General features: G+C 72.0%; 7 protein-coding genes. 4 read left to right on the top strand and 3 right to left on the bottom strand.

What is annotated here, in order from left to right; all coding sequences use genetic code 11:
* Nucleotides 1-314: 314 nt before the first annotated feature.
* From AB1460_RS18900 to AB1460_RS18910, 3 genes are read left to right on the top strand one after another with little or no spacing between them, the layout of a single operon-like run.
* Nucleotides 315-2906: an HAD family hydrolase gene (locus AB1460_RS18900; protein WP_368962912.1), complete on the top strand. Its 2592-nt coding sequence runs from the start codon at nt 315-317 to the stop codon at nt 2904-2906.
* Nucleotides 2903-4933: a class I SAM-dependent methyltransferase gene (locus tag AB1460_RS18905; protein ID WP_368962914.1), complete on the top strand. Its 2031-nt coding sequence runs from the start codon at nt 2903-2905 to the stop codon at nt 4931-4933. The genes AB1460_RS18900 and AB1460_RS18905 overlap by 4 nt, the downstream gene beginning before the upstream one ends.
* A complete protein-coding gene (locus tag AB1460_RS18910; RefSeq protein WP_368962915.1) occupies nt 4933-5862 on the top strand; it encodes a hypothetical protein in 930 nt (309 codons plus the stop codon). The genes AB1460_RS18905 and AB1460_RS18910 overlap by 1 nt, the downstream gene beginning before the upstream one ends.
* Nucleotides 5863-6151: 289 nt before the next feature.
* On the opposite strand, the gene AB1460_RS18915 is transcribed toward AB1460_RS18910, so the two are convergent.
* The 3 genes from AB1460_RS18915 to AB1460_RS18925 all read right to left on the bottom strand — a co-directional run bounded on the left by AB1460_RS18915 (nt 6152) and on the right by AB1460_RS18925 (nt 11799).
* Entirely contained in the window at nt 6152-8782 is a 2631-nt protein-coding gene (locus AB1460_RS18915; RefSeq protein WP_368962916.1) for a WD40 repeat domain-containing serine/threonine protein kinase, read from the bottom strand.
* Between the two features lie 136 nt (nt 8783-8918).
* Nucleotides 8919-11042, bottom strand: coding sequence for a DUF2142 domain-containing protein (locus AB1460_RS18920; protein WP_368962918.1), 2124 nt, complete (start codon nt 11040-11042; stop codon nt 8919-8921).
* 82 nt (nt 11043-11124) lie between these two features.
* Nucleotides 11125-11799, bottom strand: a complete 675-nt coding sequence (locus AB1460_RS18925) for an acyltransferase (protein ID WP_368962919.1) — start codon at nt 11797-11799, stop codon at nt 11125-11127.
* Nucleotides 11800-11939: 140 nt separating this feature from the next.
* Between AB1460_RS18925 and AB1460_RS18930 the strand changes: the two genes are divergently transcribed.
* On the top strand, nt 11940-12884 hold the full coding sequence (locus AB1460_RS18930) for a glycosyltransferase family 2 protein (RefSeq protein ID WP_368962920.1): 945 nt from the start codon (nt 11940-11942) through the stop codon (nt 12882-12884).
* Nucleotide 12885: the final 1 nt, after the last annotated feature.

The raw sequence follows: 12885 nt of genomic DNA on the forward strand, positions 1-12885 counted from the left end.
TGCAATGCGGACCCGCACCGTGCTCGGCTCCTCCTCCGCCCAGCGCAACCGTCACCGGCTCGCGTCGAGTGCCGTCACCGTGTTCGGTGACGATGGCCGTAGACCGTACCGCGAAGCCACCCGGCGACGATGTCCCCAGTCCGGTGACTGCTACTCCGACGGTGGTTCATAGTATCGAGCCGTCTATCTGGCTCCGGCCGGCAGCCGCTCCACGGGTGAACCGCCATCGACAGCTGGTGGCCTCACACCGACGGGGTGCCTGGCCGGCCCAGAATGGGCGACCGGGGATCGGTCGTCCGGGGGAGGGGCGGGCAGTGTTCACCGACGTCCGGCTTCGCGAGGTCTGGTCGCATCTGGAGTCGGGCGGTGCCCAGGCCCTGACTCTCGATGTGTTCGACACCCTGTTGTGGCGCATGGTTCCCGAACCGGTGCATGCGTTCATCACCCTGGGGCACCGGTTGGCCGAGGTCGGCCAGCTGCCGTCCGGTGTCACCCCCGGGGAGTTCGCCCGACTGCGGATCTACGCGGAGCACAAGGCCCGCGACCACTCCCACGAGGTCCGGGGCACCCACGAGGTGCGGCTGGACGAGATCTGGCAGGTCCTGGTGCCGGCGCTGCCGGGCGCGGGCGGCCTCGGCGACCTGATGGACATCGAGCTCGCCGTCGAGCGCGACCTGTGCCGGGCCGACCTCGCGGTCGTCGAACTCGCCGAGCTGGCCATGACCAAGCTCGGCCTGCCGGTCTACCTGCTCTCCGACACCTACTTCTCGGCGGCCCAGCTGGAGCGCCTGCTCAGCCGCCCGGAGCTGGCCGGGGTGCCGTTCACCCAGATCTTCACCTCCTCCGACGCCGGGATCAGCAAGAGCGACGGGCTGTTCCGGCACATGCTGGCCGCCTCGAACCTGCAGCCGTCCCGCGTCGTGCACCTCGGCGACCACCCGGTCGCCGACGTCGAGAGCGCCCGCGAGCACGGGCTGGTCGCCATCCACTACCCGAAGTACTCCGGGTCGCTGAAGTCCACGATCTCGCTGGAGGGCCTGCTCACCGGCCCGGGCGACGACACCCCGCTCGACTCCGGCAACGGCGACTACGGCATGACCGCGCTGCGGGCCCGCGTGCTGCACCGGGCGGACGCCGCCGCCGTCCCGCCCGGCCTGCGCCGCTACTGGGAGTCCGGGGCGACCGTGTTCGGCCCGGTCTTCACCGGCTTCGGCGACTGGGCGGTGGAACGCACCAGGGACCACGGCGCCGACCACGTCTACTGCCTGATGCGCGAGGGCGAGTTCCTCTCCCGGCTGATCGCCGAGCCAGGCGTCGACAGCGGGGTCACCACCTCGACCCTCTGGGCGTCCCGCCAGGTGTGCGCGCTGGCGAACGTGTTCGAGGGCACCCCCGAGGAGCTGCGCGGGTTCCTCGTCCGCAGGCACGCGCCGAGCGTCGGGCAGCTGCTGCGCCAGCTCGGGGTGGCCATCGACGGCGTTGCCGGCATCTCCTCGCTGGCCGACCGGCGGCTCGACGTCCCCGGCCTGCTCGACGACACCCTCGAGGCGCTCTGTTCCGACGAACGGATCCGCAGCGAGATCGTCCTGACCGCGGCCCGGCTGCGTGACCGGTACGTCGAGTACCTCGACACGCAGCTGCCCGAGTCCGGCCGGATCGTCCTCGCCGATCTCGGCTGGGGCGGCACCATCCAGGCCCTGCTCGCCCGGCTGCTCGCCTCCACCGGGCGTGACTTCGAGGTGATCGGCCTCTACCTGGCGACGAACGCCGCCGCCGGCACGCACCGCCTCGCCGGCCTGCAGATCGAGGGGTACGCCGCCTCCGGCGGGCAGCCCGAGCTGATGGCGAACCAGCTCATGCGCAGCCCCGAGGTGCTCGAACAGCTCTGCATGCCCGACATCGGCTCGCTGGTCTCCTTCGACGACGACGGCCGCCCGGTGCTCAGCATCGACCGCACCTCGCGCACCCAGGTCGCCCAGCGGGTCGCCGTCCAGGACGGCATCCTCGCCTTCCAGCGCGAATGGCTGCGCTACCGGCGTTCGGAGACGCTGATGCCGTCGCTGTCCGAGCCCGGCGCCCGCCACGCCGCGCTGCGGATGCTCACCCGCTTCGTCGCCCGGCCCACCGCTGCCGAGGCCTCGGCGTTCGGCGCGTGGGCGCACGACGACAACTTCGGCTCCGACTCCACCGAGGGCCTGCTGCCCCCCGAACTCGTCCGCCGTATGCCCTACCTGACTCCGGCGGACCTCGAGAAGATCACCATGCAGGAGCTGTACTGGCCTGCCGGTGTCGCCGGAGTCGCGAACCGCTCGCTGGCTGTGATCAGCGGGCTGGCGGCCGCCGCCGGGGTTCCCGCCGAGGAGGTCTCCCCGGAGGCCGCCGCCGGCCCCGTCGAGGTGTACGTCGACACCGGCTCGGACTTCGTGAACGGGAACAAGGAGTCCGCGGTCACCCGCTCCGGGCGCGACGGCGGATCGATCGTCCGGCTGCGGGTCGAGGGCGTCGGTGCCCGCCGGGTGCGGATCGACCCGGCCGGCCGGCGCGGCCTGCTCCGGATCGACTGGCTGACGATCTCCTTCCACCTGCACAACGCCCCCGAGCCGTACAAGGTCACGATGACCTCGCTGGACGACCTCGCCGGCCAGCAGCTCGCGCTGCTCGGCCTGCGGCCGTTGCAGGCGAACCTGATGGAGATCGTCGGTGACGATCCGCAGATCATCTACTCGATCGACTTCGCGACGCAGCCGCAGCTCGGCGGGACGTACGCGATCGAGGTCGAGATGGCGTTCGGCTGGCTGGGGATCCGGGCCGACCCGCTCCAGGTGCGCACCGGCGACGTCGCCCGCACCGCTCTCCCCACCCGAGCCGCCCGGAAGATCCGTCGTGAGCTGGGAGGGCTTCGATGACGGCCGAGGCCGACGACCCGAACGACCACCATCCGAACGACCGCAGCCCCGACGGCGCTGGTCCGGGCGATCGCGATCGCGATCCCGGCTACCGCGGCCCGGATCGCCGTGCTCCCGGCGGCCTCGAACCCGGTGACGCCGACGGGCCGGCCGGCCGGTGGTTCCGTCCGACCCAGAATCCGTCGGAGCCGGCGCGCTCCGACTCGGTCCGTTCCGACTCGGTCCGTTCCGACTCGGCGCAGCCGGGCGAGGCGGGCCCGGGTCAGTCGACGTCCGAGGCCCTCCGCGCTGGTTCGCTCCCGTCGGTGTCTCCGCCGCCGTCCCTGTTCACCCCGCGCTCCGCCCGCCGGTCCGCGGAGACCACGCAGCCCGTCTCTCCCGCAGTGCCCGGCCGGCTCGCCCCGCCGGCACCACCCGCTCCGCCAGGACCGGCGACTCCGCCAGGACCGTCAGGACCACCAACAGGACCGCTGGCAACCCCAGCGGCGCCGGGTCGGCTCGCCCCTCCCGCGTCACCCGCGACCCCGGGCCGGCTCGCTCCGCGAGAGTCGCCCTGGACCCCGGAGCCGTCGGCTCCGCAGTCGCCGTCCGGGTACCCGGTCACCCCCGGGACCTCGGCGACCTTCGACCCGCTACAGGACCCGGTGATACCTGCCCGCGTCTTCGAGGCGGCCGTGGCCGAGCGGGAGCCCACCGACCGGACCGGGCCGGACGCCGAGACGTCCAGCAAGGTGCACGGGAGCCTCGCCGAGATCGCCGTTGACGCGTACGACGGCGGTGACCACGCGGCCGAGCCCGGTGAGATCACGGAACGGACACTCGCGCCGCTCCTGCTGCATTCGCTGACCGACCTGCGGGAGATCTGGATCCCGCTGCTCGAGGCGTCCGGCGCGCGCAGCGTCGCCGAGGTCGGCTCGGAGAGCGGCGCGACGACCTCGCTGCTGGTCAACCTGCTGCGCCGCGGCGGCGGCGGGCGCCTGGTCGTCATCGACCCCGAGCCGGGGGTTGCACCCACCTCCGGCGGCGGGCTCGACGTCGAGGTGATCCGCGGCTACAGCCCGGAGGCGCTCGACGGCCACGCCCCGACCGACGCCTACCTGATCGATGGCGACCACAACTACGCCACCGTCCGCGGCGAGCTCGAAGCCATCGGCGCCGCCGTCCGCGACTTCGACCGCGCCTACTTCCCGCTGGTGATCCTGCACGACGTCGGCTGGCCTGCCGGCCGCCGGGACCAGTACTACTCCCCGGACCGCATCCCCGAAGCCGACCGCCAGCCGAACTCGTGGGACGTCGGCGTGGAGATCGACAAGGCCGACGCGATCCCCGGGCGCGGCTTCCGCGGGATGGGCGCCTTCGCCTGGGCGCTCACCGAGGGCGGCCCTCGCAACGGCGTGCGGACGGCCGTCGAGGACTTCGCGGCGGACCATCCCGACCTGCGCTTCATCACCGTGGCGCCGGTCTTCGGCCTCGGCGTGCTGCTCGACCGGCGTGCCCCCTGGGCCCGCGGCGTCGCGGACCTGCTCGCCCCGTGGGTGTCCAACACCCTGCTCTCCCGGATGGAACGCAACCGGATCGATCTCTACCTGCGCGTCCTGGCACTGCAGGACGACGCGGTCGCCGCGGCCCGCGGCCGCCAGCGGGAATGGGCCCGCCTGGACGCCGAGCGCAGCGAGCTCGCCGCCCGCGATCTGCAGCGGCTGAACCGGATCAGCGAGCTCGAACAGGAGCTCGCGGCGGCCCGGCGGCAACCACGGCCACCCTGGGCACCGGCCTCCCCGGACGAACGAAAGATCGTCACCGCCGCCCGCATCGCCCGCGCCGCCCTGCGTTCACGCCTGGCCGATGACCCCGCCACCCGTGACCCCGGGGCTCCGGCTGGTGGCGGCCGGCCCGGCAGCGCCGCGGTCGTCCGCCTGGGCGCGGGCCTGTCCCGCTTCGTCGAGCACCGCGCGCCCGGCGGGTCCAACGGGTCCGACAGAAAGCCCACCGGCGGCGACCCGGGACGCCGGACTCCAGGGAGCTGATGGCCGACACGCCGGCGGGCGCGGGACCTGGACGAGAGCGAGGCCTGGACGAGAGCGAGGCCATGGCCGTGGACACGGAGGACTCGGGTGGCGGCACCGCGCCGGACATGAGTGGTGCCGGCAGACGCCTCGACGTCCGCGTGCTCCCGAACATCGAGATGGACACCTGGTGGTTCTGCCCGCAGGGTGATGCACTCCACCAGGCACTGCAGGATGACGCCGTTATCCCTGCCGGCGGCCCACGACCGATTCTCTGCGACTTCGGTGAGGGCGGCGTGACGCGTCCGCTACTGGCCTGGCCGAGCCTGCCCGACGACGACCGCGGGTACGACGGCGCGCCCGCCGAGCGGGTGCTGCTGACCGTGTCCCGGACGACCGCAGTCACCTTCCGGCCCGGGCGGCAGCTCGACATCTTCCCGACTTCTCGGCAGCCCCTGCCGCCGCCGGTCCCGGGCGGCACTCTCGAAAGCCCGGCCGAGACTCCCGACTGGCTGGTGCGCGCGCTGCGCCAGCACCGTCGGTCCCGCGCCGACAGTCCGATCCACCCGGCCCGGCACCGCTGGCAGTCCACGGTCCGTTCCTGCTCGGTCACGGCCGATGGCCACGAGCTGTCGTTCACGGTGAGCAGCTACCCGGACGAGGTGCTCGCCGGTTTCGACGTCGAGGAAACTCCCGAACGTGTCGCCGTCCGTGCCTGGTTGGCCTTCGGCCCGAACGGCCCGACGACCTTCGGGCGGGGCGCGTCCAGAACACTGCCTGACGGGCGGAAGGTCACCAGAATGGCCCGCAAGGGCGCCGAACGCACATGGGGCACGGTCGTCCTTCTCCAGCGACCCCTGGGAACGAGACCGGTCGTTGACGTCGCCGCCCCTGACGAGCGTGGCTCTCTGGTGGCCCGCCAGGCCTGGCACTCCGAGCGCCTGGGCTGAAGCCGCTCCGGTCCCCGCGCAACACAAGGGCAGCGCGGGCGACCGGGTTGGCGTGGCGTCTACTGGCCGAACGTGTAGCGCAGGTTCGCGTTGACGAGCTGGTTGAGACGCCTGCGCATGTGGCCGACGAGGCGTAGGAGATCGCGCGGTCGCCGGCCAGGACCGGGTGAGACCGGCTCGATCGCGCGCCGGACGGCCCTTCTCAGGGTAGCCCGGCGTTCTCCGGCGGCATCGGAGCTGTTGATCTAGACGTGTGCCTGTCTGCGTCCCGTGAGCGGGCCCACGCCGATCAGCAGACAGGCTGGTAGGGAACGTCGACGATGTCGCGTTGCCATTCGGCCCGGGTGATCTGGTTGGCCGGGTCGGCGCAGGCGCGGGCGACGAGGCCGGCGTCGTCGATGCGGGAGATCCGGGCCGAGTAGTCGTCGCTGATGGTCACCAGTGACGTGCCGTCCGGGGTGAACTCGACGCCCTGGACCCAGTCGCCGTGGCCGGAGATCCGCCCGGCGGCTGTCGCCTGGCCGGGGGTGGTCAGGTCCCACAGGTGGGTGGTGGTGTCCCAGCCCGCGGTGGCCAGGGTGCGGCCGTCCGGGCTGTAGGCGAGGTCGAAGACCCACTTCTCGTCGGCGCGAATCGACGTGGTCGCGCGGGGCCTGGCGGGGTCGGTCACGTCCCAGAGTTTCACCAGCCCGTCGTAGGCGCCGGTGGCGAGTTGCCGCCCGTCCGGGCTGAAGGCCAACGCCCAGACGTAGTCCGTGTGGGCGGTGATGGCGGCGAGCGGACGCGGCCGGCGGGGGTTGGTGATGTCCCAGAGCCGGGCGGTGCGGTCGGTGCTGGCGGTGGCCAGCAGCTTCCCGTCCGGGCTGAATGCGACCTCGTTGACCCAGCTGGTGTGCCGGTCGAGGACGGCGAGCTCGGTCGGCTCGGTCGGAGTGCTGACGTCCCACAGCCGGGCGGTGTTGTCATAGCCCGAGGTGGCCAGCATCCCCCCGTCGGGGGAGAACTCGGCGTCGAGGACATAGCCGTTGTGACCCAGCAGAACGGAGAGCTGCCGTGGCTGGGCCAGGTCGCTGATGTCCCACAGACGCACGGTGCGGTCGTAGCTGGCGGTCGCGAGCAGCTTTCCGTCCGGGCTGAACGTCGCGTCGAGCACCCAGCCGGTGTGCGCGGTGATGGTGGAGAGCTTCGCGGGACGCGTGCGGTCGGTGACGTCCCACAGTTGCACCAGGTTGTCGGTGGCGCCGGTGGCGACGGTGCGCCCGTCCAGGCTGACTCCCAGGCCGAGGACGGAGGAACTGTGCCCGCTCAGCACGCTCGCGGTGGCGGGGGAGAAGGACGTCCGCAGGCTCGCGCGGGCCTCCGGCACCGGGCTGATCCGGAACGCCGCCAGGCTGAGGCGTGCGGCGCGTTCGGAGTCCGAGTCGCGGATCGCCTCGGCCGTGGACACGACACGACCAGCCACCTCCTCCCGTGTCTTCTCGTCGCTCCCGCCACCGGTGAAGGCCAGCGGGACGAGGGCGGCGATCAGCAGCAGCGCGAGGACCGGCGCGGCGAAGAGCGCGATCCGGCGGCGCGCCGTCGGCGTGAGGAACCGGGTGACACCCGTGCCGCCGCGGCCCGCGTCACCATGACTCCCGCTCCCGCCGGTGGCTGTCGGGTGCCGGGGACCGGTGGCGAGGTCGTGCTCAGGAGCGGGCTGCGCCGGCACATCAGCGAGTGAGCGTGCCGACGGGGTACCGGTACCGGCCGGTCCGCCCGGCGTTCCGACGGATCCCGGCAGATCGGCAGTGGCACCGGGCGGGCCACTGAGCGCGCCGCTCGCGTCACCGCCGGCACCAGACGGGGCGTCAGAACCAGACGGGCTGCCGGTGCGAGACGGGCTGTCGGTGCGAGACGAGCTGGCGGCGTGAGGTGGGACGTCGCCAGCGCCCGGCTGGCCGCCCGGTGTGCCGCGCGGGCGGCTGATCGTGCCCGCGGCATCGTCGTCGGCGGCACCCGCTCCGCCGCCGGCGGCCGAAGCGGTTCCGGGGGTACCTGTCCCACTGGCGGCGGCTGGCGGGCTGCTCGTCCGGATCACCGCGGAGATCGCGGGATCGGGATGGGTCGCCGGGCCGGTACTGACCAGGCGCAGGAACAGCTCCTGCGCGGTCGGGCGGTCGGCGGGGTCCTTGCGCATCGCCTGCTCGACGATGGGCCGCAGCGTCGGGTTGAGCCCGTCCAGCAGCGGCTCGCGGTGGACGACCCGGTAGAGCTGCACCGGCGTCGGCCCGTCGCCGAACGGGAACGAGCCGGTGCCGGCGTAGGTGACCAGACCACCCCAGGCGAAGATGTCGGCCGCGGCGGTCACCGGCTCGCCGTTGGCCTGCTCGGGGGCCATGAACGCCGGCGTGCCGATGCGCTGGATCTCCTGGCTGAGCATGGTCTGGGCGTCCAGGGCGCGGGCGATACCAAAATCGATCACTCGGGGCCCGAGGGTGGAGAGCAGCACGTTGGACGGCTTGAGATCCCGGTGGACGAGCCCGGCGCCGTGGATCGCGGTGAGCGCCGCGGCGACGCTGACCGCCACCCGCTCCAGGTCGGCCGAGCGCAGCGGGCCCTCGACGTTCACCGCCTGCGCCAGGGTGAGCCCGTCGACGTACTCGGTCACCAGGTACGGCTGCCCGTCGGGCGGGTCGACGACGTCGAGGACCTCGGCCGTGCAGAAGCGCGCGACCCGCCGGGCGATGTCAGCCTCGCGGTGGAAGCGTGCCCGGAACTCGGGCATGCGGGCCAGATCGGCCCGGATCACCTTGACGGCGACGAGCCGGTCGTCGGGGTCGCGGCCCAGGTAGACGGTGCCCATTCCGCCCTCGCCGAGGCGGCCGATCAGCGTGTAATGGCCGAGACGGCCCGGGTCACCGGGGCCGAGTGGCGTTGTCATCCGTGCTGCGGCGGTCAACGAGGGCCCGGTCGAGTCCGCAGGCGGTGTGGTTTCCCAGTCCCGCTTTCGGCGCACGGCTTCCCCCGAACCGAGATGACGTTACCGGGAGCCTACGTGAGCGGTCCACGGCCTGCTTTCAGTGTGACGGCACGGGGCTGGTGGTGCTCGGCGGCTTCCCTTTTGCTGTGGTGGGTGCTGACGTGACCGTCGCGGACCCGGACCGGAACGGGTCGGAAGGCCCGCGCTCGTCAGGCCCCGACCGTGACGGCGCGGATTTCGGTGCTGTCGAGCCACTGGGTACCGAGTCGGTTCGCGGCGGTTCCGCCGGCACCGGTTCCGCTGTCCCGGAGCCTTTCCCGGGGGTCGGCTGGGAGGTCGGCTGGGAGGCCGGCGGCGCCGCATGATCAGCAGCGGGATCCTCGACAGTGAGCCGCCCGGGGACCCAGATGTCCGGCCCGGGCGGCCACCCGGTCGGGTCCTGGAACGGCGGTGGTTCGGGCTGGTCCTGCCCGTCGCCCAGCACCGCCGTCCACACACAGGCGAGGAGGACCAGGACGGCCAGGGCCACCCCGGTCCACACGGTCGCGACAGCGGCGGACGGCGGCCACGGCGACCAGGCCGTCATCGCCTCCCAGGCGTCGCCGAGATCGCCACCGGCAGGTTTCCAGAAATGTGTGAGAACTGTCCGGACGGACCACCACTGAAAAATAGCGGCGGCGGCGAGGAACAGAACGGGAAAGTACCGTGAGACACGCCGGCCGAAGGCAGCCGCGCCCATGCCGACCCCGATTGCCAGGGCCGTCACACCCCCGTACAGATACCGCCCCGAAATTCCGCTCACGTGGCCGTGGTCGGTAAAGGCCAGTGCGGACTGCAGGGTCATCAGCCCGAAAAGGCCGATGGTGGGCCAGAGCAGGAACAGGAGATTCACCCTGGTGCGGCCGTCGCGGCCGCGGAAGACGGCCACCGCGAACAGGGCGATCAGGACGAGGCTGGCGACCGCGACGGCCGTCATCGGCAGGTCCGTCTCGAACCAGCCGAACGAGCCCCACCAGCGCCGCGCCGTCCCGTTGACCAGGATGTCGAGGTAGGCGCCCCAGTCGTCGCCGAGGTAGTCACCGGGCGGGAAGCCGGGCGTCTCGGGCTGGAACGTGTGGTAGCGGACGAGGTTGACGACCCACCACCAGCCCCCGAAGGCGATCATGATGATGCCCCCGAGCAGCAGCTGGCGCCACGGGAACCGGGTGGCGCCCGGCAGCACGGTCATCAGCCCGGTGTCGGCGAGCAGGAACGGAGCGTCCCGGTCCCGGTCCTGGCCCGCCGCCGCATCCCGGCCGGAGCTCTCCCCTCGGCCAGCTCTCGTTCCCCGCTCGGAGAACGCCGGGCTTCGGGCGCCGGCCGGCGCGTCCCGGCGGGCGCGCCGCCAGGCGACCAGGTAGGCGAGCGCGGCCATCGGGACCAGCACGATCCCGAGGGACTTCGACAGCAGCGCGAGCCCGATGAACAGGCCGGCCCAGGCGGCGGTGCGCAGCGAGGTGTCACCGCGCAGCACGTAGATGATCGTGACGGTCGCCAGCCCCGCGGTGAGGGCGAGCAGGTTGTCGTTGTTGACACTGGACCCGATGTGGCTGAGCTGGGGGATCGCCAGCGGCAGCAGCGCCGCGCAGGTGGCCGCGATGCGGTTCCCGCCGCTGAGTCGGTGCGCACCGGCCCAGGCGAGGAGCGGGAGCCACATCATCATCAGGGCGCTCATCAGCCGCAGCGTGCCGATGGTGACATCCCAGCGCAGGTCGTCACCGCCACCGGGAAGCACCGACAGCGCCGCGGCGCCGACCAGGTAGTACAGCGGCGGGTGCTGGACGAGCTGCTGGATGTCGCCGGGCGGCTGCGCCTGACCGTCGGCCTGCCGGGTGTCACCCAGCTCGTCCCAGGTCGGGCGGTCGTCGGGGGGGACGGCGTCGGCCTGGCTGATCGGCGCGAAGTCCAGCTCGTAGGGCGTCGCCGCCGAGCCGTACGGCGAGGCCGCGATCGCGCCGACCCCGTCCGGGCGGACGAAGGCGTTCCCCGGATGCGGCCACCCGGCTCCCTGGACGAAGCGCATGACGGCGTCGACCTGGTTCGGCTCGTCCGGTGCGTGGTACTGCGGCACCAGCACCGACCAGCTGGCGAGCAGCGCGCCGAACAGCGCGGTGATCAGCCAGATCGGCAGCGGGACGGAACGCAGCAGCCGCAGCGGGCGCAGGCGCGTCGCACCGTCCACACCCGAGCCACCAGCGTGACCGGTCACGGGCCGTGCCAGGGACCCCGACGGCACCGGGGCGACAGGTGACGGGGCCACGGACTCAGCGCCAGTAGTCGATGTGCCCGACGACCTTCGCCGGTGAGCCGGCGACGATCGCCTTCGCGGGGACGTCCCGGGTCACGACCGAGCCGGCCGCGACCACGGCGCTCTCCCCGACCGTGACGCCCTTGAGAACGATCGCGCCGGCGCCGATCCAGGCCCGGTCCTCGAGGACGATCGGCCCGCTCATGGGCTGCTCCACCCCGTCGACGACCATCGGGTGGAAATCGTTGTCGAGAAGTTGCGTGTCCCAGGAGACATTGCAGTAGGCGCCGATCGAGACGCGCTCGCGCACCAGGATCTTCGCGAATCCGTTGATGTTCGCGAAGGGGCCGAGTTCGAGCACGCCGGAGTCGACCACGACCCGAATCCCGCGCTGCAGCGAGACGACCCCCTCGCAGCGGATCCGGCCCTCGGGATGGACCCGCACTATCGAGACGTCGTGCTTCGAGGTCAGCCCGAACGATGCGAGCCCGACCCGTAGTGCGGCGCCGTCGGCGAACTCGATCCGCTCACGGCCTTCGATCACCGTGCGCGAACCGGTCCAGATCGGCTGCCGGTGGGCGAGCGGGTACCTCAACCCGGCCACGAACGAGCGCGCCGAGGTCTCCTGTGCCGCCCGCAGGGCCCGCACATGACGCACATACTCGCGTAGATCACCTCTGAACGTCCCCACAGGCCGTAACAGTAGGCCCGCCCCGGCGGTGACCGGAGTTCGGCCCCCGTCCCGGGCCGTGTCACCCTGGTGAGCGGACTGCCTGCGAGCTGCCGGGGACGGAACGCGGGCGCGCGACGACTACCGGGAGCAACAGCGACGTGAGTGTCAGTGCCATCCTTCCAGCCGATCACCAGGCCAGCCTGGAGGTCGAGGCACCGCCCTACGTGACGGTGGTGCTCCCCTGCTACAACGAGCAGGATCATGTCGTCCTGGAGCTTGAGCGCATCAGCGCGGCCATGGATGCCAGCGGCTACAGCTACGAGCTTCTCGTGATCGACGACAAGTCGACCGACAACACGCTCGCGGTGCTGCGTGATGTCGCCGGGAGGTTCCCGCACATGCGGCTGATGCCGTTCCGCCGTAACGGCGGGTCGGGCACCGCGCGCCGCATCGGCACCCAGGAGGCGCGCGGAAAGATCGTCGTCTGGACCGACGCGGACATGACGTACCCGAACGAGCGGATTCCGGAGTTCGTCCGGTACCTGGACGACAATCTCGACGTCGATCAGGTCGTCGGCGCCCGGACCTCCGAGGAGGGCACCCACAAATGGGCGCGGGTGCCCGCGAAGTGGCTCATCCGGATGATCGCGCAGCGGCTTTCCGGGACGAAGATTCCTGATCTCAACTCCGGCCTGCGTGCCTTCCGGCGGGACGTCTCCCTGCCCTACCTGAGGCTGCTTCCGCCCGGGTTCTCCTGCGTCACGACGATCACCATGGCGTTCCTGTCCAATCAGCACCCGGTGGACTACCTGCCGATCGGTTACGCCAAGCGGTCCGGCACGTCGAAGTTCCACCCGTTCCGCGACGCGCGCCGGTACATCCTGCAGGTGCTGCGGATGGTCATGTACTTCGACCCGCTCAAGGTCCTGATGCCGGTCGCGCTGTGGATCATGGCGCTCGGCTTCGTGAAACTGATCGCGGACGTCATCCGCTACGACTTCCGGGTCACCACCTCGACGCTGCTCGCGATTCTGGTCGGTTTCCAGATCGTGGTCCTCGCGTTGATCGGCGATCTGGTCGCCCGATCACGCAGCGACACCTGAA

Source organism: Parafrankia sp. FMc2, assembly GCF_041008525.1.
GTDB lineage: Bacteria > Actinomycetota > Actinomycetes > Frankiales > Frankiaceae > Parafrankia.

Bases quoted from the DNA above. Each gene is read 5' to 3' on its own strand.
- AB1460_RS18915 (WP_368962916.1), bottom strand. From the start codon at position 8,782: ATGACAACGCCACTCGGCCCCGGTGACCCGGGCCGTCTCGGCCATTAC.
- AB1460_RS18910 (WP_368962915.1), top strand. From the start codon at position 4,933: ATGGCCGACACGCCGGCGGGCGCGGGACCTGGACGAGAGCGAGGCCTG.
- AB1460_RS18905 (WP_368962914.1), top strand. From the start codon at position 2,903: ATGACGGCCGAGGCCGACGACCCGAACGACCACCATCCGAACGACCGC.